The organism is Streptomyces endophyticus (assembly GCF_035798155.1).
GTDB lineage: Bacteria > Actinomycetota > Actinomycetes > Streptomycetales > Streptomycetaceae > Streptomyces > Streptomyces endophyticus.
The window spans coordinates 51,805-74,691 of sequence record NZ_JAOZYC010000099.1 but is presented as its reverse complement, the minus strand read 5'-3'; the positions used below and the strand labels follow the sequence as shown (position 1 = coordinate 74,691).

The 22,887-nt window shown below is 70.3% G+C and carries 23 protein-coding genes; 11 read left to right on the top strand and 12 right to left on the bottom strand.

Annotated elements, in window-relative coordinates:
• Positions 1-15: 15 nt before the first annotated feature.
• The 3 genes from OKJ99_RS14725 to OKJ99_RS14715 all read left to right on the top strand — a co-directional run bounded on the left by OKJ99_RS14725 (position 16) and on the right by OKJ99_RS14715 (position 2,847).
• The gene (locus OKJ99_RS14725; protein ID WP_326016614.1) at positions 16-729 is read left to right on the top strand and encodes a hypothetical protein; all 714 of its coding nucleotides are present in this window, start codon (positions 16-18) and stop codon (positions 727-729) included.
• 112 nt (positions 730-841) lie between these two features.
• Complete coding sequence (locus tag OKJ99_RS14720; protein WP_326016612.1) at positions 842-2,017, top strand: ABC transporter ATP-binding protein; 1,176 nt, start codon at positions 842-844, stop codon at positions 2,015-2,017.
• Positions 2,014-2,847 (top strand): ABC transporter permease subunit, encoded by an 834-nt coding sequence (locus tag OKJ99_RS14715; protein WP_326016610.1) that lies wholly within the window; start codon positions 2,014-2,016, stop codon positions 2,845-2,847. The genes OKJ99_RS14720 and OKJ99_RS14715 overlap by 4 nt, the downstream gene beginning before the upstream one ends.
• A 15-nt stretch (positions 2,848-2,862) precedes the next feature.
• Here OKJ99_RS14715 and OKJ99_RS14710 read toward each other — a convergent pair whose 3' ends face one another.
• Positions 2,863-3,204, bottom strand: a complete 342-nt coding sequence (locus tag OKJ99_RS14710) for an ATP/GTP-binding protein (RefSeq protein WP_326016609.1) — start codon at positions 3,202-3,204, stop codon at positions 2,863-2,865.
• A gap of 210 nt (positions 3,205-3,414) precedes the next feature.
• Between OKJ99_RS14710 and OKJ99_RS14705 the strand changes: the two genes are divergently transcribed.
• Positions 3,415-4,449, top strand: coding sequence for an LLM class flavin-dependent oxidoreductase (locus OKJ99_RS14705; RefSeq protein ID WP_326016608.1), 1,035 nt, complete (start codon positions 3,415-3,417; stop codon positions 4,447-4,449).
• Between the two features lie 92 nt (positions 4,450-4,541).
• On the opposite strand, the gene OKJ99_RS14700 is transcribed toward OKJ99_RS14705, so the two are convergent.
• Positions 4,542-4,934 carry an SCO5389 family protein gene (locus OKJ99_RS14700; protein ID WP_266714153.1) on the bottom strand — a complete coding sequence of 131 codons (393 nt, stop codon included), beginning with the start codon at positions 4,932-4,934 and terminating at the stop codon, positions 4,542-4,544.
• Positions 4,935-5,232: 298 nt separating this feature from the next.
• On the opposite strand from OKJ99_RS14700, the gene nucS reads away from it, so the two are divergent.
• Entirely contained in the window at positions 5,233-5,904 is a 672-nt protein-coding gene (gene nucS / locus OKJ99_RS14695) for an endonuclease NucS (RefSeq protein ID WP_326016607.1), read from the top strand.
• Between the two features lie 80 nt (positions 5,905-5,984).
• On the opposite strand, the gene OKJ99_RS14690 is transcribed toward nucS, so the two are convergent.
• The 4 genes from OKJ99_RS14690 to OKJ99_RS14675 form a co-directional block, all read right to left on the bottom strand.
• Positions 5,985-8,459 carry an ATP-binding protein gene (locus OKJ99_RS14690; RefSeq protein ID WP_326016605.1) on the bottom strand — a complete coding sequence of 825 codons (2,475 nt, stop codon included), beginning with the start codon at positions 8,457-8,459 and terminating at the stop codon, positions 5,985-5,987.
• Between the two features lie 229 nt (positions 8,460-8,688).
• Complete coding sequence (locus OKJ99_RS14685) at positions 8,689-9,012, bottom strand: STAS domain-containing protein (RefSeq protein ID WP_326016603.1); 324 nt, start codon at positions 9,010-9,012, stop codon at positions 8,689-8,691.
• Between the two features lie 203 nt (positions 9,013-9,215).
• Entirely contained in the window at positions 9,216-10,067 is an 852-nt protein-coding gene (locus OKJ99_RS14680) for a 3-hydroxyacyl-CoA dehydrogenase family protein (protein WP_326016601.1), read from the bottom strand.
• Between the two features lie 169 nt (positions 10,068-10,236).
• The gene (locus tag OKJ99_RS14675; RefSeq protein ID WP_326016599.1) at positions 10,237-10,875 is read right to left on the bottom strand and encodes a TetR/AcrR family transcriptional regulator; all 639 of its coding nucleotides are present in this window, start codon (positions 10,873-10,875) and stop codon (positions 10,237-10,239) included.
• 82 nt (positions 10,876-10,957) lie between these two features.
• Here OKJ99_RS14675 and OKJ99_RS14670 point away from each other — a divergent pair, with 82 nt between their 5' ends.
• The 3 genes from OKJ99_RS14670 to OKJ99_RS14660 are packed head-to-tail and all read left to right on the top strand — an operon-like array spanning position 10,958 to position 13,087.
• On the top strand, positions 10,958-11,740 hold the full coding sequence (locus OKJ99_RS14670; protein WP_326016597.1) for an ABC transporter ATP-binding protein: 783 nt from the start codon (positions 10,958-10,960) through the stop codon (positions 11,738-11,740).
• 5 nt (positions 11,741-11,745) lie between these two features.
• A complete protein-coding gene (locus OKJ99_RS14665) occupies positions 11,746-12,501 on the top strand; it encodes an ABC transporter permease (RefSeq protein WP_326016683.1) in 756 nt (251 codons plus the stop codon).
• Between the two features lie 13 nt (positions 12,502-12,514).
• Positions 12,515-13,087: a cob(I)yrinic acid a,c-diamide adenosyltransferase gene (locus tag OKJ99_RS14660; protein ID WP_326016595.1), complete on the top strand. Its 573-nt coding sequence runs from the start codon at positions 12,515-12,517 to the stop codon at positions 13,085-13,087.
• Here OKJ99_RS14660 and OKJ99_RS14655 read toward each other — a convergent pair whose 3' ends face one another.
• Positions 13,088-13,639 carry a hypothetical protein gene (locus OKJ99_RS14655; protein ID WP_326016593.1) on the bottom strand — a complete coding sequence of 184 codons (552 nt, stop codon included), beginning with the start codon at positions 13,637-13,639 and terminating at the stop codon, positions 13,088-13,090.
• Positions 13,640-13,802: 163 nt separating this feature from the next.
• Here OKJ99_RS14655 and OKJ99_RS14650 point away from each other — a divergent pair, with 163 nt between their 5' ends.
• The 3 genes from OKJ99_RS14650 (at position 13,803) to OKJ99_RS14640 (ending at position 17,622) form a co-directional block, all read left to right on the top strand.
• Positions 13,803-14,990 (top strand): sensor histidine kinase, encoded by a 1,188-nt coding sequence (locus tag OKJ99_RS14650; RefSeq protein WP_326016592.1) that lies wholly within the window; start codon positions 13,803-13,805, stop codon positions 14,988-14,990.
• On the top strand, positions 14,987-15,631 hold the full coding sequence (locus OKJ99_RS14645) for a response regulator transcription factor (RefSeq protein ID WP_326016589.1): 645 nt from the start codon (positions 14,987-14,989) through the stop codon (positions 15,629-15,631). Before OKJ99_RS14650 ends, OKJ99_RS14645 begins: the two co-directional genes overlap by 4 nt.
• Positions 15,632-15,768: 137 nt before the next feature.
• Entirely contained in the window at positions 15,769-17,622 is a 1,854-nt protein-coding gene (locus OKJ99_RS14640; protein ID WP_326016588.1) for a glycoside hydrolase family 18 chitinase, read from the top strand.
• A gap of 84 nt (positions 17,623-17,706) precedes the next feature.
• Here the strand turns inward: OKJ99_RS14640 and OKJ99_RS14635 are convergent, their stop codons facing one another.
• From OKJ99_RS14635 to atpA, 5 genes are all read right to left on the bottom strand, one after another.
• Entirely contained in the window at positions 17,707-18,162 is a 456-nt protein-coding gene (locus OKJ99_RS14635; protein ID WP_326016586.1) for a DUF2550 domain-containing protein, read from the bottom strand.
• Positions 18,163-18,322: 160 nt separating this feature from the next.
• A complete protein-coding gene (locus OKJ99_RS14630; protein ID WP_266714129.1) occupies positions 18,323-18,697 on the bottom strand; it encodes a F0F1 ATP synthase subunit epsilon in 375 nt (124 codons plus the stop codon).
• 115 nt (positions 18,698-18,812) lie between these two features.
• Positions 18,813-20,249 (bottom strand): F0F1 ATP synthase subunit beta, encoded by a 1,437-nt coding sequence (atpD, locus tag OKJ99_RS14625; RefSeq protein WP_326016584.1) that lies wholly within the window; start codon positions 20,247-20,249, stop codon positions 18,813-18,815.
• Positions 20,249-21,175 (bottom strand): F0F1 ATP synthase subunit gamma, encoded by a 927-nt coding sequence (locus OKJ99_RS14620; RefSeq protein ID WP_326016582.1) that lies wholly within the window; start codon positions 21,173-21,175, stop codon positions 20,249-20,251. The genes atpD and OKJ99_RS14620 overlap by 1 nt, the downstream gene beginning before the upstream one ends.
• A gap of 20 nt (positions 21,176-21,195) precedes the next feature.
• Positions 21,196-22,788, bottom strand: a complete 1,593-nt coding sequence (gene atpA, locus OKJ99_RS14615; protein ID WP_326016581.1) for a F0F1 ATP synthase subunit alpha — start codon at positions 22,786-22,788, stop codon at positions 21,196-21,198.
• Positions 22,789-22,887 lie beyond the last annotated feature (99 nt).

The following is a 22,887-nucleotide window of genomic DNA, read 5'->3' as shown; positions in this document are numbered from 1 at the left end:
CTACCCTGCGGCCCCATGGCGCTCATCGACCCCAGCCGCACCCTTGCCTCCCTCGGCTACGACACCGTCCCCGCCCTCACCCCGCTCAGCTACCCCGGCCGCCCGGTCACCGCCCCGGCCCTCCTGCGCGGCGACGAACTCCTCGACCTGGACGTGGAGCACGAACTGCCCCGCTGGACCGCGGACCGCACCCCCGTCCTCGCCGTCGGCTCCAACGCGGCCCCCGCCCAGGTCGCGTACAAGCTGAAGAAGCTCGGTCTGCCGGTCGCCGTGCCGATGGTGCCGCTCCCCACGCGCGGCATCGGCGTCGGCTGCTCCGCACACATCGGGCGCAACGGCTATGTGGCGGCCGCCCCCTACCCGGATCCGCGGGCCGCGCGCACCCTCGTCGTGTCCTGGCTCGACGCGGCCCAGCTGAAGGCGGTCGACGCCACCGAGCTGCCCAACTACCGCAGGGCCGCGGTCCCCGGGGCACCCGTCCCCGGTCTCCAGATGTACGTGGGTGAGCACGGCGTTCTCGTCGACCCGGGCACCGGTGCCCCGCGGGCCGGCGGCGGCGATCAGGCGGGCCTCCTGAGCGCGCTCATGGCGGCCTCCCCGGAGCTGGCCGCACTGCTCGGACCGGCCCCGCGGGACTGGGTACGGCGCGCTGCCGCGTCCCCCGCCGTGCGCGAGGAGGGCACCCGGCTCCTGCGCGCGGGCGGAACAATCCCCTCCGGCCCCGCCTGACGCTTTGCTCACTCTTGGCCGGAACCGTCAGCTCGCGTATACGCTCCTAACCCTTACGGGGGCGTCTGCCCCGACGTCCTGAACTCTCAGAACCTTCCGATGGGTGCGGAGAATGATCGAGGCAGCCGGCCTGACGAAGCGCTACGGCGCGAAGACAGCCGTGTACAACCTTTCCTTCCAGGTGCGGCCGGGGACCGTGACCGGATTCCTCGGGCCGAACGGCTCGGGCAAGTCCACGACCATGCGGATGATCCTCGGCCTCGACCAGCCGACCGCCGGTCACGTGACCATCGGCGGCTATCCGTACAACAAGCTCCCGAACGCGCCGCGCCAGGTCGGCGCGCTGCTCGACGCGAAGGCCGTGCACGGTGGCAGGACCGCCCGCAGCCATCTGCTGAGCCTGGCCCAGCTCTCCGGCATCCCGGCCCGCCGCGTGGACGAGGTGCTCGGCGTCGTCGGGCTTCAGGACGTCGCGAAGCGGCGCTCCAAGGGGTTCTCGCTCGGCATGGGGCAGCGGCTCGGCATCGCCGCCGCGCTCCTCGGCGACCCGCAGGTGCTGCTCTTCGACGAGCCGGTCAACGGCCTCGACCCCGAGGGCATCCTCTGGGTCAGGAACCTGATGAAGACGCTCGCCTCCGAGGGGCGCACGGTCTTCGTCTCCTCGCACCTGATGAGCGAGATGGCGCTCACCGCCGAGCACCTGATCGTGATCGGGCGCGGGCAGCTGCTCGCCGACATGAGCGTGCGGGACTTCATCGCGCACAACTCGGCCGGCTTCGCGCGAGTGCGCACCCCCGACAGCGAGCCGCAGCAGCGCGAGAAGCTGACGGCCGCGCTGACCGAGGCGGGCGGCCAGGTGCTGCCCGAGCAGGACGGCGGGCTCCGGGTCACGGGCCTGGCACTGCCGCAGATCAGCGATCTGGCGCACGGCGCCGACGTACGGCTGTGGGAGCTGTCGCCGCACCAGGCCTCGCTGGAGGAGGCGTACATGCGGATGACGCAGGGCGCCGTCGACTACCGCTCCACCGCCGACCAGCGCGCGGGCTTCCAGGAGCCGGTGCCGCCCGGCATGATGCCGCCGCAGCAGATGCCGGTGCCGGGCCAGGGCCAGCCGGGCTGGTACGCCCCGCCGCCGCCCCAGGCCCCGGTCCAGCCGCCCGTTCAGCCGCCCGTCGCGAACCAGAACCCGTACGCGGCCCCGATGGCTCCGCCGGCCCCGCCCATCGCGCCGGCCCCGCCCGCCGCACCGGCCCCGACCGCCCCGCCGATGGACAAGGACGCCCGATGAGCACGCCGCCCCCGCCCCTCACCGCACCCGGCGCCTCGTACGCCTCGCCCATCCCGATCCGCAAGGCGCACCTCGGCGACGCGCTCGCCTCGGAGTGGACGAAGATCCGTTCCGTGCGCTCCACGATGTGGACGCTGGGCGTGATGATCGTGCTGATGGTCGGCCTCGGTCTGGCCTCGGCCGCCGTGGTCGCCGCCGACGACGGCACGTCGCCGAGCAGCGCCCAGGTGCTCAGCCTCGGCTTCTTCGGCACGCTGCTCGGCACCATCTGCGTGATGACCCTCGGCGTCCTGACCATCGCCTCCGAGTACGGCACCGGCATGATCCGTACGACGATGACGGCCTGCTCGAGCCGGAGCCGGGTGCTCGCCGCCAAGGCGATCGTCTTCTTCCTGCTCGTCGCGGTGCTGACCACCGTGTTCGCCGCGCTCGTCGGCGCGCTCCAGGTGGGCATCGTGGGCGTGGACTCGCCGGAGGGCGGCACGTGGGCGAAGTCGACCTTCGGCGTCGGGCTGTTCGTCGCGCTGCTCGGCCTGCTCGGTCTCGCCGTCGGCACGCTCGTACGGCACTCGGCGGGCGCGATCACCATCATGGTCGGCGTCGTGCTGCTGCCGCTCGTCATGGCGATCTTCATGTTCGCGCAGTCGCTCAAGGACCTGCAGCAGGCGCTGCTCGAGTACTCGATCCCCAGCCAGCTCGCCGTGCTCTACGACAACTCGGTGACCGCCGGATCGGGCCCGACGGGCTGGCAACCGCTGTGGATCATGGCGGCGATCACCGCGGTGGCGCTCGGCGGCGCGTTCCTGTCGCTCAACAACCGCGACGTATAGCGGGCCTGGCGGCCTTCAGTACCTCGGCGCGTTCCTGGACCGCTGCACCTTCGTGGTGCGGCGGTCCTTCGCGTTCCAGCACGCCTTGTGCCAGTGCCGGCGGTCGTCCACTCCCCCGAACTCCGGCCAGGCCACCACATGGGCGACCCCGGAAGCGATCTGCTGGTCGCAGCCGGGGCAGCGGTACGTCTTTCCGGCCGCGCTCGCGCCCGCCACATGGCGCACGCTCCACTGCTCACCCTGCCAGCTCTCGGCGGACTGGAACCCGCCGTAGCGCCTCGCCTCGTCCCCACTGCCGGTGGACTCGCTGCTGCTGGACGATCCGCCTGTCTTGGGGCGGTTGCGGCGCGGAGACACGTCTCACCTCGGGGTGTCTGAACGGAGCGGAAGGTCGTATCAAGCCTACGCCGAAGGCCGGGGGGCACCCGCAGACCGTGGTGCGTGGGGCTCGTCAAGACTTGCCGGAAAATCCGCCAATCTTCTTGGGAGGCCGTGTCTTTGGCACTTGCCAACCGTTATTGCCTACAGGGGAATGCCCGCGTCGGCACCAAGGAAGGCAGGAGTGCGATGCGTGTAGGGACGTTTGTACTGGCGGCCCAGTTTCCGGGGCAGGGGCAGGGGGAGGCACTGCATCGCGCGGTGCGGTCCGCCGAGGTCGCCGAAGAGGCGGGGCTCGACTCGGTGTGGCTCGCGGAGCACCACTTCGTGCCGTACGGGACCTGTCCCTCGGCCGTCACGCTGGCCGCGCTGCTGCTCGGGCGCACGAACACACTGCGGGTCGGTACGGCGGTCAGCGTGCTGCCGACCGCGCACCCGGTCGCCCTCGGCGAGCAGGCGGCATTGCTGCACGTCACGTCCGGCGGCCGGTTCTCGCTCGGCGTCGGCAGGGGCGGGCCCTGGGTGGACCTGGAGGTCTTCGGGGCGGGCGTCGAGGCGTACGAGAAGGGGTTCCCGGAATCCCTCGACCTGCTCCTCAAGTGGCTCCGGGAGGAGCACGTCGGGGGCTCCGGGGAGCGCTTCGACTTCCGTGAGGTCGCGGTCGTGCCGCGTCCGACCGAGGCGATCGGCGGGGCGGCCCAGGAAGGGCCGGAAGTGATCGTCGCCTGTACGTCACCGAAGAGCGTGCGCCTCGCCGCCGAGCGCGGTCTGCCGATGCTGCTCGGCATGCACATCGGGGACGAGGACAAGGCCCAGATGGTCGGTCTCTGGCGGCGTTGCGCGCGCGAGGCCGGGCGCTCGGTCGAGGAGATCTACGCGGCGGCGCACGTGTCGGCCGGTGTCGCCCAGATCGGTGACAGCGAGTCGGAGGCCGCGGAGACACTCCTCAAGGCGATGCCGGGCTGGCTGAAGCAGGGGCTTGACGCCCATGTGACGGTCGACGGCAGGGCGCGGGCGATGCGCGACCCGCACGCGTACACGGAGCTGCTGTGCTCCCTGCACCCGGTCGGCACGCCGCAGTTGTGCGCGGACCGGCTCGCGACCACAGCGGAGCGGACGGGGATCACCCGGTTCGCGCTCCTCGTCGAAGGTTCCGGGGATCTCACGGCGACGGAGGAGAACGTACGGCGCCTGGGAGCCGAGGTACTGCCACAACTCGACTGACGCCGTGGGTATCTCGCCTCGGCACCCGTCGGCCCGTACAGATGCACCTCCCGCGTACGGGCCGACAGGCAAAGGCGTTACGCCCTCAACGCTCAGCAGTCACGCAGCTCCGGTGACTGGTTGAGCAGCTGATTGCGGGCCGAGGTGAAGCGGGCGAGCGTCTCGTCCACCGACGGGTCCTGCGGGAACACCGCGACCCGGTGGCAGTTCTGGAACGCGAGGCGGACACCGAAGTGCCGCTGCAGCGCGCCGCGTATCGCGTCACTCGCGAGCGCACGCAGAAGCTGTCCACGTGCCTGCTCGTCCGGGGGCGGCGTCTGGTTGTCGGCGAACGCTCCGCCGTCGACCTTCAGCTGAGCCACCAGGGAGCTGATCATCTCCCATGCGTAAGGCAGGGAGGTCCGGACGCAGTCGACGAAGTCCTTTTCGTCAACCTCGCCTCGCTCGGCCTGATCCAACAGTGCCGGTGAGACGTCGAGCGACATGGGTTCTCCTCTCGCACCCCCGGGGAGCGGGGGCTGACGGACAGGGCAGAAGTCCTCAGCACGCACGGGCTCGTGGAACACGCAGCGTGCACGCGCCGCGACCTCCTGTCTTCTACGGTAGGCAACGTGTCCGAACCGCAACAGGGCGTAGGGGTATTCGTTCGTACACAACCGGCCAATGGCGAACGCGTGCTTACTGGAATTAAAGGGGCGCACCGCAGGGGCTCGGGCAGGGCGGGGGTGGGGGACGGGAGGGAGAAGTGCGTGGGCCGGTGGGTGTCGAGTAGCGTTGCCGACCATGCGTCTCGTCATCGCCCGTTGCTCCGTGGATTACGCGGGCCGGCTCACCGCCCACCTCCCGTCGGCACCTCGCCTCATCCTCGTGAAGGCGGACGGCAGCGTCTCGATCCATGCGGACGACCGTGCCTACAAGCCCCTCAACTGGATGTCGCCGCCGTGCACCCTGAAGGAGGGCACCGGAGACGACGAGGGCAAGTGGACCGTCGTCAACAAGGCGGGTGAGAAGCTCATCATTACGATGGAGGAGATCCTCCACGACTCCTCGCACGAGCTCGGCGTGGACCCCGGCCTCATCAAGGACGGCGTGGAGGCCCACCTCCAGGAGCTGCTCGCCGACCGCATCGACACGCTGGGCGAGGGCTACACGCTCATTCGCCGCGAGTACATGACGGCGATCGGCCCGGTCGACATCCTGTGCCGGGACGCCGACGGGCAGACCGTGGCCGTCGAGATCAAGCGCCGTGGCGAGATCGACGGGGTCGAGCAACTCACGCGCTACCTGGAGCTGTTGAACCGGGATCCGCACCTTGCCCCCGTGCGGGGTGTCTTCGCGGCACAGGAGATCAAGCCGCAGGCGCGGGTTCTTGCGACCGACCGGGGTATTGGTTGCGCCGTGCTGGACTATGACGGGCTTCGCGGTATCGAGGACGACAAGCTGCGGCTCTTCTGAGGGTCGCGGAAGTCCGGGGTTGACGCCTCGGGGCGCTGCCCCGGACCCCGCGCCTCAAACGCCGGCGAGGCTGGACATACTCACGCGACGGAGCCGCTCCCACTGGGCGTCGTCGTGATCGGGCCGCTCGCCGTGTCCGAGGTGTCCGGCGTCGTCGGCGCGGTCGTCGGCGGCGTCGTCGGAGGAGTTGTCGGTGGCGTGGTCGGCGGGGTCGTCGGCGGCTTCGTCGGGGGTGAAGTGGGCGGCTTCGTCGGCGGCTTGGTGGGCGATTTCGTCGGGGACTTCGTGGGCGGCTTGGACGGCGACTTCGTCGGGTCGTCCGGCGACTTGGAGCCGCTCGGGGAATTCGAGGGCCCGCTGCTCGCCCCGCTCGACGGGGTCGGGTCGTCCGCCGTGCCGAGGACGCCGTCCTTACCGGGGTCGGTCGGCGCCGCGCTCGTCCTGCCGTCGCCGCCGCCCGCCTTGTCGGCGCCCAGCTCCCCGCCGTTCTCCCCGGCCGTCGCCGACGGCTTCGTGTCGACCTTGTCCGACGGCGGGTCGTCGTTGCCCGACGTGGCGCCGAGCGTGACGACCGTGCCGAGCACCGCCGCGAGCAGTGCGCCCGCGCCCGCCGCCACCATGTTGCGCCGGGCTCCGCCGGCCACCGATTTGCGCGAGGGCGCCTTGGCGCCGACGACGGTCGGGGCGGGCGGTGCGGGCGCGGCGGCGGCCCGACGGGTCACCAGGGTGTCGGGCTCGCCCGGCGCCTCGGACTGTGCGTACGCGGGGACCCCGCCGGGCGGCGAGGCCGACTCCTCGTACATCGCGTCCGGTACCTCCTCCCCCGCCGCCGTGCTCCCACCGGGCAGCGGGCCGCCCGAGCGGTCGGCGACCAGGGCGAGGGCCCGGCGTCCGGCGATCGTGCCGCGCTTGTCGGCGACGGCGCCGCGCAGCGCTATGGAAGCCTCCAGCTCGACGCGGGCCCGGTCGAGCTCCCCGCCGAGGATCGCGAGGATGCCCAACTCGTGGTGGAAGTACGCCTCTTCGGACACCTGCCCGGTGGCACGCGCGGCTTCGAGGCCGGCCCTGAGGGCGCGCTCCCACGCGCTCCAGGCGAGCCCTGCGGCGAAGGCGGGAGCGGCCGCGCGGGCCAGCTCCACGGACGCATCGAGCGCCGCCGTCGCCGCGAGCGCGGCCAGCACCGCATCGGACTCCCCGGCCACCCGCTCGGGCCCCACCGACGGGTGCGCGGCCCACCAGGCGTAGTGCTGGGCGGCGGTACGCCCGCGTCCGGCGGAGTCGGTGCCGTAGCCCGCGGTCTCCAGCTGCTGCCGTACGCCGGCCGCGAGGCGGTAGCGGCCGCCGACAGGAGTGACGAGCGCGCAGGAGACGAGTTCGGCGAGGGCCGCGTCGGCGTGCGTGTCACCGACGAGGGCCGGCAGATGCGCCTGGTGCGGGATCTCGCCGCCGAGCGCGACCGCGAACTCCAGCGTGGCGCGCGCGGACGCGCCGAGCCGGGACGCGAGCAGCGCGGCGGGTGCCGCTGCCTCGGCGAGCGCGGGCAGCGGCACGTCGTGCCCGTCGGCATCGAAGGGCGCGTCGACGGGTGCGGCGTCGGGGCCCTCGTAGTACCCGAACGCGTCGAACGCCTCGGGGTCGGAGCGGAGTTGGTCGCGCTGCCGGAGCAGGGCGCCCGCCTGTACGAACCTCAGCGGCAGGCCCTCGGACTCGAACCAGAGGTCGGCGGCCCACTGCGCCTCCTCGTCTGTGAGCACCCGGCCGACGGCCCGCTCCAGGAGCTCCTGTCCGCCGCCGCGGCCGAGCCCCGCCAGGAAGACCTCCTCGACGTGCGAGTCGGCCGACGGCGCCGGCACGTCGGGCGTCGCGGACAGCAGGAAGGCGCACTCGGGCGTCGCTTCGAGGAGTTCGTCGAGCGCGGCGCCGCCGAACTCGAGGTCGTCGAGGATGACCACGGCGCCGATGTCGTGGACGAGTTCGAGCAGCAGCGCGCGGTCGGGGCGGTGCAGGGGTGCCTTGTGGACCGCGCCGAACAGGTCGTACAGCAGGTCGTCCACGGAGCGCCGGTGGCCGCAGAGGCGGACGACGCCGTCGGGCGCGATGTCGGCGCAGTCCTCGGTGATCTGGTCGAGCAGCGCCGTGCGCCCCGATCCCGCGGGCCCTGTGAGCCGTACGGAGCGACCGCGTGCCAGGAGCCGCACCAGGCGCTCGCGCTCCTCCTGCCGCTCCAGGAGCGGCCGTTGAGGCTGTGCGGGGCCGGGTGGCAGCGGAGGCCGCCCGGCGCGGGCGAGCGCCGCACGCTCCATGGCGTCGTACTTGGCGGGCCGGCCCGGACGCTCGCCGGGCGGGCAGGGTTCGATCTCGCTGCCGTCGACGGGATTGACGGTCAGCAGGTGGTCGCCCGAGACGAGTTGCACGGTGCGGGCGAGCGCGGGTGACGCCTGGCCGTAGTCGGGTGTCAGGGGGTCGCGTGGCGGGCGCTGTCGCGCCGCGCCGTCCCCCGCCCCGTCGTGCCGTTCCTGGCTGGAATCTTCCGGTCCCCGGTTCATCGGGTCCATCGTCAAAGCCCCCCAAAAGCGTGGTGTGCCGCTTGCCCCTCCCGGCCTGTGCACACCGCACTGTCGCTTCGCTCAGTATCTACGAAGCCGGGAGGTACCGCGCCGCCCGAGACGTCACAGTCTCGTGAGGATTGTCGGCGGTTCCCGCCGGAATGACTGGTTCACCCCTTCCGGGGCCATACCTTCCGTTTCAGCCGGGCAACTCCCGGCCACGCGCGGCCCTTCAGCCTCAGACGCGCGGCAGGGACTCGACGCCGATGCCACCTTCGATGGCCAGGATCCGGTGCAGTCTGGTGGCGACGAGCAGGCGCTGCATCTGGGGCGGCACGCGGCGCAGCACGAGCCGGCGTCCGCAGCGGCCCGCGCGGCGGTGGGCGCCCATGATGACGCCGAGGCCCGTCGCGTCCCAGGAGTCGAGTTCGGACAGGTCGAGCACCAGGTCGCCGATTCCGTCATCGACGGCGGTGTGCAGGACCGTACGGGCGTCCGCCGCGCTGCGGACGTCGAGGCGGCCCCCGACGACCAGCTCGACGTGGTCGCCCCTGATGTACATATGCGCTCCCCGTGGGAAATACAGAAGTGCTCGGCGTGGTCGGAGTACGCGACTGTTTCTGAGCCGGTACTCAGCTGTTCATGTGATCCGGGTGATCTGGGTATGTCACTGCAACTGACGGGCCGCGGGGGCCGAAAGTTGCCGTCTGTAAGCGAACCGATACCGAATTCACCCCGAGGAGTGACACGGCATCAGCTGTCCGATCAAGCGTGCTTGTAGAAGCCCTGCCCGCTCTTGCGGCCGATGTCACCGGCGTCCACCATCCGGCGCATCAGCTCCGGCGGCGCGAACTTCTCGTCCTGCGACTCGGTGTAGATGTTCTCGGTCGCGTGCAGCAGGATGTCGACGCCCGTCAGGTCGGCGGTGGCGAGTGGCCCCATCGCGTGCCCGAAGCCCAGCTTGCAGGCGACGTCGATGTCCTCGGCGGTGGCGACCCCCGACTCGTACAGCTTCGCGGCCTCGACGACGAGGGCGGAGATGAGACGGGTCGTCACAAAGCCCGCGACGTCCCGGTTCACCACGATGCAGGTCTTGCCGACGGATTCGGCGAACTCCCGCGCGGTGGCGAGCGTTTCGTCGCTCGTCTTGTAGCCGCGCACCAGCTCGCACAGTTGCATCATCGGCACGGGCGAGAAGAAGTGCGCGCCGACGACGCGCTCCGGGTGGGCGGTCGCCGCCGCGATCTTGGTGATCGGGATGGCCGAGGTGTTCGAGGCGAGCACGGTGTCGTCCCGCACGATCTTGTCGAGCGCGCGGAAGATCTCGTGCTTGACCTCGAGCTTCTCGAAGACGGCCTCGACGACGACATCCGCGTCGGCGGCGGCGTCCAGGTCGGTGGTCGCGGTGATGCGGCCGAGCGCCGACTGGGCGGTCTCGGCGTCGAGCTTGCCCTTGCCCACGAACTTCTCGTACGAGGCCTTGATGCCGTCGGTGCCGCGCGTGAGCGCTTCATCGGTGACGTCACGCAGAACGACATCCCAGCCCGCCTGGGCGGAGACCTGCGCGATGCCCGACCCCATGAGGCCGGCTCCGATGACGGCGAGCTTCCTTGCCACGTACGTCCCCTAACCGCGTGTCCCGCGCGACCGCTTTACCGCTGTTTACGTTGCTCTCCGGCGGACACTAGCGCCAGTGAGCGGTCGTGTGAGCGCTAAGAGATGCGCGTCACGTCTCGAATGACGGACATCACACTGGTACGGCTCAGTGATCGATCATTCATGGTCATCAGGCGTCACGGACGGCGTAGTTGAGCACCTTGTCGCTCAGAAGTTCCTCCATCTCGTCGAGCACGTCGAGCATCTCGCGGGAGACCTCGGCGGGGCTGCCGCCCGCGACCATCCGGCGGCCGATGCCTGCCATGACCGTCTGGTGGACCCAGTCGATCTGACCCCCGATCAGGTCCGGCAGCGGGTCGTCCTCGGCGGCGCGGGTCTCCTCGCGCAGCGTCTCCACGAGGTTGTCGCGCACCTCCTGCTGGATGGCCCACAGCCGGGAGCGCAGGGCGGGGGCGGCGTGCACCACGCGCATGAAGTCGCTGTAGCCGGCCATGAGCCCGACGCGCGGCGAGACCGACTCGACCTCCTCGCGCAGCTCGCGCAGCACGGCGGCGGCCGCGGACTCCCCCGGGCCCCGCCCGCGCACCCAGCGGGACATCCGGTCGACGACGCCGGACGCCCGGTCGAGGAACAGATCCTCTTTGGCCGGGAAGTAGTTGTAGACGGTGTTCACGGAGACGTCCGCCGCGTCCGCGATCTCCGCGACGGTCACCGCGTCGAAGCCGCGCTCCAGGAACAGGCCGGTCGCCACGTCCGAGATGTACTGCCGGGTCTGCCGCTTCTTCCGCTCCCTGAGCCCTTCTGCCATGCGTCGATTCTACGGGTTTGCTGGCCTCGCTGAAATTTTGGGGACGTTGCAAAATTTCAGCGACTCTGTTTTTCTGGCTCACATGGCAGTCATCAGCGCGTCCGGGCTCGCCCGGACCTTCACCACCAAGAACGGCCCCGTCGAGGCGGTCCGCGGCATCGACCTGCGCGTCGAGCCGGGCGAGATCCTCGGCTTCCTCGGCCCGAACGGCGCGGGAAAGACCACCACCCTTCGCATGCTCACCACGCTGCTCGCGCCCACCGGCGGCGCGGTCACCGTCGCGGGACACGATCTGGCGGGCGATCCGGCAGGGGTGCGGCGCGCGGTCGGCTACGTCGCCCAGTCCGGCGGCGTCGACCCGCACGTCTCCGTACGCGAGGAGCTGGTCACGCAGGGCCGTCTGTACCGCCTGACGAAGCCTCAAGCCATCGCGCGCACCGCGGAGTTGGCCGCCGACCTTGGCCTGACCGATCTCCTGGACCGCAGGACCGGCGCGCTCTCCGGTGGGCAGCGGCGCCGTCTCGACATCGCGATGGGGCTGGTGCACCACCCCAAGGTGCTCTTCCTCGACGAGCCGACGACCGGGCTCGACCCCGGCAGCCGCGCCGACCTGTGGGACCTGGTCCGCCGGCTGCGCGCGGAGCACGGCACGACCGTCTTCCTGACCACGCACTACCTCGACGAGGCGGACGCGCTCGCGGACCGGATCGTCGTGGTGGACAAGGGAGTCGTGGCCGCCGAGGGCACGCCGAGCGCGCTCAAGCTGGAGCACGGCGGGTCGATCGACGCGACGCTCCAGGACACCTTCCTGGCGATCACCGGACGCGGCCCCGCGCCCGTGGACACGACCCCGGTGGCGGTGTGAGCGCGATGAAGACCCTGGCCTCCGACACCTCCCTGATCTTCGGGCGCTACGCCCGCCAGACCCTGTCCTCCCGCTTCCAGATGCTCTTCGGCATCCTCATGCCACTGCTGTACCTGCTCTTCTTCGGCCCACTGCTGACCAAGCTGCCCCTGGGCACAAGCGGCAGCTCCTGGCAGGTACTCGTCCCCGGCCTGCTGCTCCAACTCGGCCTGTTCGGAGCCGCGTTCTGCGGTTTCGGCATCATCGTCGAGAAGAGCCACGGCGTGCTGGAGCGGATGCAGGTGACGCCCGTGAGCCGGCTCGCGCTGCTGCTCGGCCGCGTGCTGCGCGACACCGCGCTGTTCGCCTTCCAGGCCGTGCTGCTCGTGCTCACCGCGCTCGCGATGGGCCTGCGGGCGCCGCTCGCGGGCATCCTGATCGGTTTCGCCTTCGTGGCGCTCCTGACGGTCTCGCTCGCCTCCCTGTCGTACGCGCTCGCCTTCAAGGCCCGTACGCCGCAGGAGTTCGGGCCCGTCATCAACGCGGTCACCATGCCGTCGATGCTGCTCTCGGGCCTGATGCTGCCGATGGCGCTCGCGCCCGGCTGGCTGGACGCGCTCTCGCACGTCATGCCGCTGCGCTATCTCGTGGACGCGATGCGGGACGCGTACGTCGGCCACTACGCGACGGCCACCATGCTCTACGGGGTACTGGTCGCCCTCGCCTTCGCGGCGCTCGCCGTGACGGTCGGCACACGCGGCTTCCGCCGGGCCGCGGGGTAACTACGCTGGTCGCATGGTCAATCTGACGCGCATCTACACCCGTACCGGCGACAAGGGCAGCACCGCCCTCGGCGACATGAGTCGCACCGCCAAGACCGATCTGCGGATCTCGGCGTACGCGGACGCCAACGAGGCCAATGCCGTCATCGGCACGGCCGTCGCCCTCGGCGGCCTCGACGAGGAGGTGGTGAAGGTGCTCGTGCGAGTGCAGAACGACCTGTTCGACGTCGGCGCCGACCTGTCGACCCCCGTCGTCGAGAAGCCCGAGTTCCCGCCGCTGCGCGTCGAGCAGTTCTACATCGACAAGCTGGAGGCGGACTGCGACCACTTCAACGAGCAGCTGGAGAAGCTCCGCTCCTTCATCCTGCCGGGCGGCACCGCGGGCGCGGCCCTGCTGCACCAGGCCTGCACGGTGGTGCGGCGGGCGGAGCGGTCGACGTGGGCGGCGATGGAGGCCCACGGCGAGACGATGAACCCGCTCACCGCGACGTACCTGAACCGCCTCTCCGACCTCCTGTTCATCCTCGCCCGGATCGCGAACAAGGAGGTCGGGGACGTGCTGTGGGTGCCGGGCGGCGAGCGCTAGCTACCCCTTGGTCGGAGTGATCGCCGGGGCCTTCTTCGGGAACACCGTGTAGCCCAGCGCGATGATCACGTTGAGCGCGATCAGGAAGAGCATCCGCTGCTGCCACTGCGCGAGCGATTCGGTGGCGCCGTCGGGTCCCACGTACCAGGTCGCGCCCTGAAGCAGCCCCATCGCGATGACGGCGGCGAGGATCCAGCGCGCGGCCAGCTTCCACTCGTGGATCGCGCGCGGCACCCCGTACTTGGGCGTCGACGGAGGCGGGCCGCCCGCGAAGCGGTGGGCGACGCGGACGTCGACCCACTTGATCGTGTAGTGGCCGAGGGCGATCGAGTAGCCGATGTAGACGGCGGCCAGTCCGTGCTTCCAGTCGGGTTCGGCGCCGTTCTTGAGGTCGATGGCCGTGACGACGAGGAGGATCACCTCCAGGAGCGGCTCGCACAGCAGCACCGCGACACTCGCGCGCGGCATCTTCGCCCAGTAGCGCAGGGCGAGCCCCGCGGCCAGCAGCACCCAGAAGCCGACCTCGCAGGCGACGATCAGCGTGACGATCACGATGGACTCCTCTCGTTCCCCGCTTCCAGGCTCCCTGCCGAGGGCCGCGTGATCGTCGTCGTACATGACGAAGTGGGACTGCACCCTTCGATGTAGTGGCGCCGCTCCCCCACTCGTCCCGCGGCACCATGGCAGGACCGCTCCGGCCGTGTTGGATGGAGGCATGCAGGCCGCCGCTTCTCTCCGTCCGCACCGCGACGACGTGCGCATCGCCGTCGGCGGGCTGCTCGGCGGGCTCGTGCTGTGGGGCATCGGGCTGCCGATGAGTGGGGGCCGGCCCCTCGGCGGGGCGTGGGTGCTCGTCCCGCTCGTCGTCATGGCGGCCCTGGAGCCGCTGCGCCGCACCCGGCCCCGGTTCGCGGTGATCGTCGGCACGGTCGCCGTGGTCGCCGACCAGTTCACCGACGGCAATCTGGCCACGGTGATGATGTTCACCGACCTGATGTACGCGGGCGCCCTGTACGGGACGCCGGCCGCCGCGCGCCGCCTCCCCGTGGTCACCGGCCTGCTCACGGTCGCCGTCACGCTCGGCTTCCTGGCCTGGTGGCGGCGGCCCGAGGCGGTCCTGATCGGCGTCGTGACCGGGCTCGTGTCCTTCGCTCCCGCGGCCACCGGCATGCTGGTGCGCGGCCACCGCGAGGCCGCGCAGACGGAGCGGCTGCGGGCCGAGCAGACCGCGCTGCTCGCCGAGCTCGACCGGACGCAGGCGGTGACCGCGGAGCGCGCCCGGATGGCCCGCGAGCTGCACGACATGGTGGCGAACCATCTGTCGGCGATCGCGATCCACTCCACCGCCGCGCTCTCCCTCGACGACCCGGACACCACGCGTACGGCGCTGAAGACGATCCGGGAGAACAGCGTCGACGGCCTCGCCGAGATGCGCCGCCTCATCGGCATCCTGCGGGACGCGGGCGAGGACACCGAGCCGGTCGCCGCGCCCACCCTGGCGGGCCTCGGCGCCCTCGTCGAGCAGTCCCGTACGAACGGCCTCGACGTCCGGCTGACCGTGTCCGGCGCCGTCACCGACCTGCCCGCGCCGGTCGAGCTCGCCGCCTACCGCATCGTCCAGGAGTCCCTCACGAACGCGCTCAAGCACGCGGCGAAGGGCCGGGTCACGGTGGCCGTCGACCGCTCCGACGAACGCGTCGAGGTGCGGGTCGACAGTCCGTACGGCGACCGGGACGGGCCGCGCGCGCCGGGCTCCGGAGCCGGGCTCGTCGGGATGCGGGAGCGGGCGGCGCTGCTCGGCGGCACGTTCGAGGCGGGGCCCGACGCCCCGGTCGGCAAGGTCTGGCGGGTGTGCGCCCGCCTCCCCCTGACCCGCCTCCCCCTGAAAGGAGTCACCGAGTGATCCGCGTACTCGTCGCCGAGGACCAGTCCGCCGTAAGGGCCGGGCTGGTCCTCATCCTGAACAGCGCGCCCGACATCGAGGTCGTCGGCGAGGCCGAGGACGGCGAGCGGGCGGTGGAACTGGCCCGCGAGCTGCGGCCCGATCTGGTCCTGATGGACGTGCAGATGCCGCGTCTCGACGGCGTTTCGGCCACGCGCGAGGTGGTCGCCGAGGAGCTCGCCGACGTGCTCGTGCTGACCACCTTCGACCTCGACGCGTACGTGTTCGGGGCGCTGCGCGCGGGGGCGGCCGGGTTCCTGCTCAAGAACACGGACGCGAAGGACCTGCTGTCGGCCGTCCGCACGGTCTCCCGGGGCGAGGGCCTGATCGCGCCGGCGGTCACCCGCCGCCTGATCGCCGAGTTCGCGCGGCCCGAGGGCGAACATGCCGACCCTCCACCGGAGTTGGAGACGCTCACGCGCCGGGAGCGGGAGGTGCTCGACCGGCTGGGCGATGGCCTGTCCAACGCGGAGATCGCGGGCCGGCTCGACATGGCCGAGGCCACGGTGAAGACCCACGTCAGCCGTCTGCTGGGCAAATTGAATCTGCGCAGCCGGGTGCAGGCTGCCGTGCTGGCGCGGGAAGTTGGCCGAAAGCCGTGATTGGTTTAGACCTTGACCGCTGGTCCAGACCTTTCTATTCTCGCCGCACTGCGGTGAGCACACCCCCCACTCCGGTGCTCATGGGCGTCGCAGGGTTCCACCCCCATTACGGACCCCGGACCTCCTAGGAGCACCTGATGCACCCGACCGACGTACCCAGACAGAGACTTCGGCACAGAGCGACCGCGGCACTCGCGACCCTCGTTCTCCCCGCCGCCGCCCTCGTCGGCCTCGCCACCCCCTCCCACGCCGCCGCCGAGGCCACCGCCGTCACCGCCACGTACGCCAAGACCCAGGACTGGGGCAGCGGCTTCGAGGGCAAGTGGACGATTCGGAACTCCGGTACCACGACCGTGAATTCGTGGAACGTCGAGTGGGACTTCCCCTCCGGTACGAAGGTGACCTCGGCCTGGGACGCGACCGTCACCAACTCGGCCGACCACTGGACCGCCAAGAACCTCTCCTGGAACGGCTCCCTCGCGCCCGGCGCCTCCGTCTCCTTCGGGTTCAACGGCTCCGGCTCCGGCGCCCCCACCGGCTGCAAGCTCAACGGGGCCTCCTGCGACGGCGGCGACGTCCCCGGCGACGCGGCACCCTCCGCTCCCGGCACCCCGACCGCCTCCGGTGTCACCGACACCTCCGCCAAGCTGTCCTGGTCGGCCGCCACCGACGACAAGGGCGTCAAGAACTACGACGTACTGCGCGACGGCGCCAAGGTCGCGACGGTGACCGGCACTTCGTACACCGACACGGGGCTGAGCGCCGGCACCGACTACTCGTACACGGTGCAGGCCCGCGACACCGCCGACCAGACGGGACCCGTCTCCGGCTCCGTCAAGGTGCACACCACCGGCGGCGGCACCGACCCGGGCCCGGGCGGCAAGGTCAATCTCGGCTACTTCACCGACTGGGGCGTCTACGGCCGCCAGTACTACCCGAAGAACCTGGAGACCTCCGGCTCGGCCGGCAAGGTCACGCACATCAACTACGCCTTCGGCAACGTCCAGGGCGGCAAGTGCACCATGGGCGACTCCTACGCCGACACCGACATGGCGTACACGGCCGCCAACTCCGTCTCCGGGCAGGCCGACACCTGGGACCAGCCGCTGCGGGGCGCCTTCAACCAGCTGCGCCAGCTGAAGGCCAAGCACCCGAACCTCAAGATCCTCTGGTCGTTCGGCGGCTGGACCTGGTCCGGTGGCTTCGGTGAGGCCGCGAAGAACCCGGCCGCGTTCGCCGACTCCTGCTACAAGCTGGTCGAGGACCCGCGCTGGGCCGATGTCTTCGACGGCATCGACATCGACTGGGAGTACCCGAACGCGTGCGGTCTGAGCTGTGACACGTCCGGCCAGGACGCGCTCAAGAAGCTGTCGACGGCGCTGCGTTCGAAGTTCGGTTCGCAGAACCTGGTCACCGCCGCCATCACGGCCGACGCCTCCGCCGGCGGCAAGATCGAGAAGAACGACTACGCGGGGGCCGGCCAGTCCCTCGACTGGTACAACGTCATGACGTACGACTTCTTCGGCGCCTGGGACGCGAAGGGCCCGACGGCCCCGCACTCCCCGCTCACCTCGTACTCCGGCATCCCGCAGCAGGGCTTCAACTCCGCCGACGCGATCGCCAAATTGAAGGCGCAGGGGGTCCCGGCGAGCAAGCTGCTGCTGGGCATCGGCTTCTACGGCCGCGGCTGGACCGGCGTCACCCAGAAGGAGCCGGGCGGCACGGCCACGGGTCCCGCCGCCGGCACGTACGAGCAGGGCATCGAGGACTACAAGGTCCTCAAGACCAAGTGCCCGTCGAACGGCACGGTGGCCGGGACGGCGTACGCGCACTGCGGCTCGGACTGGTGGTCCTACGACACACCGGCGACGATCGGCTCGAAGATGTCCTGGGCCAAGTCGCAGGGCCTGGGCGGGGCGTTCTTCTGGGAGTTCTCGGGTGACACCGCCTCCGGCGAACTGGTGACGGCCATCAACTCCGGCCTGAAGTAACCACCCCTGAAACCGAAGCCGGGCTTACGGGAACGCCCCCCGTAAGCCCGGCTTCTCCATGCCCACGTCGCGGGGCTTGACCTGCTACGCCACGTTGACCCGCTGGCCGGGAGGCGCCGCCTCAAGCCACGCCAGGAAACCGGTCAGCGCGTCCTCGCTCATGGCCAGTTCGAGGCGGGTCCCGCGGTGCGAACACGCGAGGACGATCGCGTCGGAGAGGAGCGCGAGCTCCTCCTCGCCCTCCGGGGACCGCCGCCCGGTGACCTCGATCGCCGCCCGCTCCAGAATGCGCTTCGGACGGGGCGCGTACGAGAAGACGCGGAACCACTCGATCCGGTCACCGTTGTAGCGGGCGATCCCATAGCCCCAGCCTTTGCCGGAGACGTCGGCCGCATCGGGCGCCGGCGCGTCCCAGCGCAGCGAGCAGTCGAACGTACCGCCGGAGCGCTGGATGAGCCGCCGCCGCACTCCGAAGGCGACAAGCCCCACCACCACGAGTACGACGATCGCGACTACGCACAGCACGAGAACGAGGACCATCTGCACCGACCTCCTCGCTTCTCGACCGATCAGGCACCGGATGCCTGATAACGGAACAGCAAAAACATCAACTACCGGTAGATCGCCTCAGCCGCGACCCGGTCCGGAGATTATCTCCGGCCTGGGCCGCGGCTGAGGTACATCACGTGGCTCGCTGGGTTCAGCGCGCCGCCACCGTACGAAGTCGCACGTCGGCACGACGCTCGGCGGACGCGTCGGCGTCCGACTTCGCGCGCTCCAGCGCCCGCTCCGCCCGCTGGGCGTCGATCTCGTCCGAAAGCTCGGCGATCTCGGCCAGCAGGGACAGCTTGTTGTCGGCGAACGAGACGAAACCGCCGTGGACAGCCGCCACGACCGTTCCGCCGTCCGTCGTACGGATCGTCACAGGGCCCGACTCCAGCACACCGAGCAGCGGCTGGTGACCGGGCATGACGCCGATGTCGCCGGACGTGGTACGCGCGACGACCAGGGTGGCCTCGCCGGACCAGACACTGCGGTCCGCGGCGACGAGCTCGACGTGCAGCTCAGCAGCCAAGGTGGGCTCCTCGGGTCACCACCCGGCGGCACTCGCTGCCGGGTGTCGGTTCAAAGTCTAGTGGGCGTTGCGGGAGGACCGGGACACACCCCGGTCCTCCCTGTGAGCACGGGGCTCAGGAGACGCCGAGCTCCTTGGCGTTGGCCTTGAGGTCCTCAATGCCACCGCACAGGAAGAACGCCTGCTCCGGGAAGTGGTCGTAATCGCCGTCGATGATCGCGTTGAAGGCCACGATCGACTCGTCCAGCGGGACGTCCGACCCGTCGACGCCGGTGAACTGCTTGGCGACGTGGGTGTTCTGGGACAGGAAGCGCTCCACGCGACGGGCGCGGTGGACGGTGAGCTTGTCCTCCTCGCCCAGCTCGTCGATACCGAGGATCGCGATGATGTCCTGGAGGTCCTTGTACTTCTGCAGCACCGTCTTGACGCGCATGGCGGTGTTGTAGTGGTCCGCCGCGATGTAACGCGGGTCCAGGATGCGGGACGTGGAGTCCAGCGGGTCCACGGCCGGGTAGATGCCCTTCTCCGAGATCGGACGGGAAAGCACCGTCGTCGCGTCGAGGTGGGCGAAGGTCGTCGCCGGGGCCGGGTCGGTCAGGTCGTCCGCGGGCACGTAAATGGCCTGCATGGACGTGATCGAGTGACCACGGGTCGACGTGATGCGCTCCTGGAGGAGACCCATCTCGTCGGCCAGGTTCGGCTGGTAACCCACGGCCGAGGGCATGCGACCCAGCAGGGTCGAGACCTCGGAACCGGCCTGCGTGAAGCGGAAGATGTTGTCGATGAAGAACAACACGTCCTGCTTCTGCACATCGCGGAAGTACTCCGCCATGGTCAGACCCGCGAGGGCCACGCGCAGACGGGTGCCCGGCGGCTCGTCCATCTGACCGAAGACCAGCGCGGTCTTGTCGATGACGCCCGACTCGGACATCTCCTCGATGAGGTCGTTGCCCTCACGCGTGCGCTCGCCGACACCGGCGAACACGGAGACACCGTCGTGGTTGTTGGCGACGCGGTAGATCATCTCCTGGATGAGCACCGTCTTGCCGACGCCGGCACCGCCGAACAGGCCGATCTTTCCACCCTTGACGTACGGGGTGAGAAGGTCGACGACCTTGATGCCGGTCTCGAACATCTCGGTCTTCGACTCGAGCTCGTCGAAGTTCGGCGCCTTGCGGTGGATGCCCCAGCGCTCGCCGGTGTACTGCTCGTCGGAGTTCAGCACCTCACCAAGGGTGTTGAACACCTTGCCCTTGGTGAAGTCGCCGACGGGCACCGTGATGGAAGCGCCGGTGTTGGTGACCGGGGCCTGGCGGACCAGACCGTCGGTGGGCTGCATGGAGATCGCGCGGACCAGGCCGTCACCGAGGTGCTGGGCGACCTCGAGCGTCAGGGTCTTCTTCTCGCCGTCCTTCGCCGGGTCCGCGACCTCGACGTGCAGGGCGTTGTAGATGTCCGGCATCGCGTCGACGGGGAACTCCACGTCGACGACCGGGCCGATCACCCGGGCGACGCGGCCCGTGGCAACGGCCGTCTCAACAGTGGTGGTCATTACTTGTCACTCCCCGCGGTCGCGTCGGCCAGGGCGCTGGCGCCACCGACGATCTCGCTGATTTCCTGGGTGATTTCGGCCTGGCGGGCCGCGTTGGCAAGTCGCGAGAGGTTGTTGATCAAGTCTCCCGCGTTGTCGGTCGCCGACTTCATCGCGCGGCGGGTGGCGGCGTGCTTGGAAGCAGCCGACTGGAGCAGCGCGTTGTAGATCCGGCTCTCGACGTAGCGCGGCAGCAGGGCGTCGAGGACGTCCTCCGCCGACGGCTCGAAGTCGTACAGCGGAAGGATCTCGTCGCCCTTACCGGACGCCTTCGACTCCTCCGCCACCTCTTCGAGGCTGAGCGGCAGCAGCCGGCCGTCGATGGCCGTCTGCGTCATCATCGAGACGAACTCGGTGTAGACGATGTGGAGTTCATCCACGCCGCCCTCCGCCGTCTCCTTCTCGATGGCCTCGATCAGCGGCGCCGCTACCTTCTTGGCGTCCGCGTACGTGGGCTCGTCGGTGAAGCCCGCCCACGACTCCGCGACCTTGCGCTCGCGGAAGTTGTAGTGGGCCAGACCACGGCGGCCGACGATGTACGTGTCGACCTCCTTGCCCTCGGCCTCGAGGCGCGCCGTCAGCTGCTCGGCGGCCTTGATCGCATTCGAGTTGAAGGCGCCGGCCAGACCGCGGTCGCTGGTGAGCAGCAGAACCGCGGAGCGGGTCGGCGTCTCGACCTCGGTCGTCAGCGGGTGCTTGGTGTTCGACCCCGTCCCCACCGCCGTGACCGCGCGCGTGAGCTCGGTCGCGTAGGGCGTGGAGGCCGCCACCTTGCGCTGCGCCTTGACGACACGCGAGGCGGCGATCATCTCCATCGCCTTGGTGATCTTCTTGGTCGCGGTGACGGATCGGATGCGACGCTTGTAGACCCGGAGCTGGGCTCCCATGAGTCAGGTCCCTTCCGTCGTCACTTACCGGCAGCGGCCGGAGCGTCCTCGCCGAGAAGCTTCCCGTCCGAGGTCTCGAACTGCTTCTTGAACTCGGCGACGGCCTCGGCGACAGCCTGGATGGTGTCGTCCGACATCTTGCCGCCCTCCTTGATGGAGGTCATGAGGCCCTGCTCCTTGCGGTGCAGGTACTCCTGGAGCTCCTTCTCGAAGCGGCGGATGTCGGCGACCGGCACCTCGTCCATCTTGCCGGTGGTGCCGGCCCAGATGGAGACGACCTGGTCCTCGGTGGCCATCGGCTGATACTGAGCCTGCTTGAGCAGCTCGACCAGACGCTGACCGCGCTCCAGCTGCGACTTCGACGCGGCGTCCAGGTCGGAACCGAAGGCGGCGAACGCCTCCAGCTCGCGGTACTGGGCCAGGTCCAGACGCAGTCGGCCGGAGACCTGCTTCATGGCCTTGTGCTGGGCGGAACCACCCACACGCGAGACCGAGATACCGACGTTCAGGGCAGGCCGCTGGCCGGCGTTGAACAGGTCGGACTCCAGGAAGCACTGGCCGTCGGTGATGGAGATGACGTTGGTCGGAATGAACGCCGACACGTCGTTCGCCTTCGTCTCGACGATCGGCAGACCGGTCATCGAGCCCGCGCCCATCTCGTCCGAGAGCTTCGCGCAGCGCTCGAGCAGACGGGAGTGCAGGTAGAAGACGTCACCCGGGTAGGCCTCGCGCCCCGGCGGGCGGCGGAGCAGCAGGGACACGGCGCGGTAGGCGTCGGCCTGCTTCGAGAGGTCGTCGAAGATGATGAGGACGTGCTTGCCCTCGTACATCCACTGCTGGCCGATGGCCGAGCCGGTGTACGGCGCCAGGTACTTGAAGCCGGCCGGGTCGGACGCCGGGGCGGCGACGATGGTCGTGTACTCCAGCGCGCCGGCCTCTTCGAGGGCACCGCGCACGGAGGCGATGGTGGAGCCCTTCTGACCGACGGCGACGTAGATGCAGCGGACCTGCTTCTTCGGGTCGCCGGTGCGCCAGTTGTCACGCTGGTTGATGATCGTGTCGACGGCCAGGGCGGTCTTGCCGGTCTGGCGGTCACCGATGACCAGCTGACGCTGGCCACGGCCGACGGGGGTCATCGCGTCGACGGCCTTGTAGCCGGTCTCCATCGGCTCGTGAACCGACTTGCGGTCCATGACCGTGGGGGCCTGCAGCTCGAGGGCGCGGCGGCCGGACGTCTCGATCTCGCCGAGACCGTCGATCGGGGCGCCGAGCGGGTCGACGACACGACCCAGGTAGCCCTCGCCGACACCGACGGACAGGACCTCGCCGGTACGGCTGACCGGCTGACCCTCCTCGATGCCACTGAACTCGCCGAGGACGACCGCGCCGATCTCGCGCTCTTCCAGGTTCAGCGCGAGACCGAGGGTGCCGTCCTCGAACTTCAGCAGTTCGTTGGCCATGGCCGAGGGGAGGCCCTCGACCTTCGCGATACCGTCGCCGGCGACGGTGACCGTACCGACCTCCTCGCGCGAGGCCGCGTCCGGCTTGTACGCCTGGACAAAGTTCTCCAGCGCGTCCCGGATCTCCTCCGGCCGGATCGTGAGCTCCGCCATCTGGGTTCCCTGCTCTCCTTGTTGGGCCCGAAGTGTTCTTGGGGGGTCTGGGGTCAGCCCCCAGGAATCCTCTGCACGGCCCAACTAGGGCCGTAGTCG

Excerpts from the sequence above, each read along its gene's own strand:
- OKJ99_RS14665 (WP_326016683.1), top strand. The coding sequence starts at position 11,746 with ATGAAGACCCTGGCCTCCGACACCTCCCTGATCTTCGGGCGCTACGCC.
- OKJ99_RS14690 (WP_326016605.1), bottom strand. The coding sequence starts at position 8,459 with ATGGACCCGATGAACCGGGGACCGGAAGATTCCAGCCAGGAACGGCAC.
- OKJ99_RS14640 (WP_326016588.1), top strand. The coding sequence starts at position 15,769 with ATGCACCCGACCGACGTACCCAGACAGAGACTTCGGCACAGAGCGACC.
- OKJ99_RS14650 (WP_326016592.1), top strand. The coding sequence starts at position 13,803 with ATGCAGGCCGCCGCTTCTCTCCGTCCGCACCGCGACGACGTGCGCATC.
- OKJ99_RS14705 (WP_326016608.1), top strand. The coding sequence starts at position 3,415 with ATGCGTGTAGGGACGTTTGTACTGGCGGCCCAGTTTCCGGGGCAGGGG.
- OKJ99_RS14675 (WP_326016599.1), bottom strand. The coding sequence starts at position 10,875 with ATGGCAGAAGGGCTCAGGGAGCGGAAGAAGCGGCAGACCCGGCAGTAC.
- OKJ99_RS14715 (WP_326016610.1), top strand. The coding sequence starts at position 2,014 with ATGAGCACGCCGCCCCCGCCCCTCACCGCACCCGGCGCCTCGTACGCC.
- OKJ99_RS14720 (WP_326016612.1), top strand. The coding sequence starts at position 842 with ATGATCGAGGCAGCCGGCCTGACGAAGCGCTACGGCGCGAAGACAGCC.
- OKJ99_RS14635 (WP_326016586.1), bottom strand. The coding sequence starts at position 18,162 with ATGGTCCTCGTTCTCGTGCTGTGCGTAGTCGCGATCGTCGTACTCGTG.
- atpD (WP_326016584.1), bottom strand. The coding sequence starts at position 20,249 with ATGACCACCACTGTTGAGACGGCCGTTGCCACGGGCCGCGTCGCCCGG.
- OKJ99_RS14685 (WP_326016603.1), bottom strand. The coding sequence starts at position 9,012 with ATGTACATCAGGGGCGACCACGTCGAGCTGGTCGTCGGGGGCCGCCTC.
- OKJ99_RS14670 (WP_326016597.1), top strand. The coding sequence starts at position 10,958 with ATGGCAGTCATCAGCGCGTCCGGGCTCGCCCGGACCTTCACCACCAAG.
- OKJ99_RS14700 (WP_266714153.1), bottom strand. The coding sequence starts at position 4,934 with ATGTCGCTCGACGTCTCACCGGCACTGTTGGATCAGGCCGAGCGAGGC.
- OKJ99_RS14725 (WP_326016614.1), top strand. The coding sequence starts at position 16 with ATGGCGCTCATCGACCCCAGCCGCACCCTTGCCTCCCTCGGCTACGAC.
- atpA (WP_326016581.1), bottom strand. The coding sequence starts at position 22,788 with ATGGCGGAGCTCACGATCCGGCCGGAGGAGATCCGGGACGCGCTGGAG.
- OKJ99_RS14620 (WP_326016582.1), bottom strand. The coding sequence starts at position 21,175 with ATGGGAGCCCAGCTCCGGGTCTACAAGCGTCGCATCCGATCCGTCACC.
- nucS (WP_326016607.1), top strand. The coding sequence starts at position 5,233 with ATGCGTCTCGTCATCGCCCGTTGCTCCGTGGATTACGCGGGCCGGCTC.
- OKJ99_RS14660 (WP_326016595.1), top strand. The coding sequence starts at position 12,515 with ATGGTCAATCTGACGCGCATCTACACCCGTACCGGCGACAAGGGCAGC.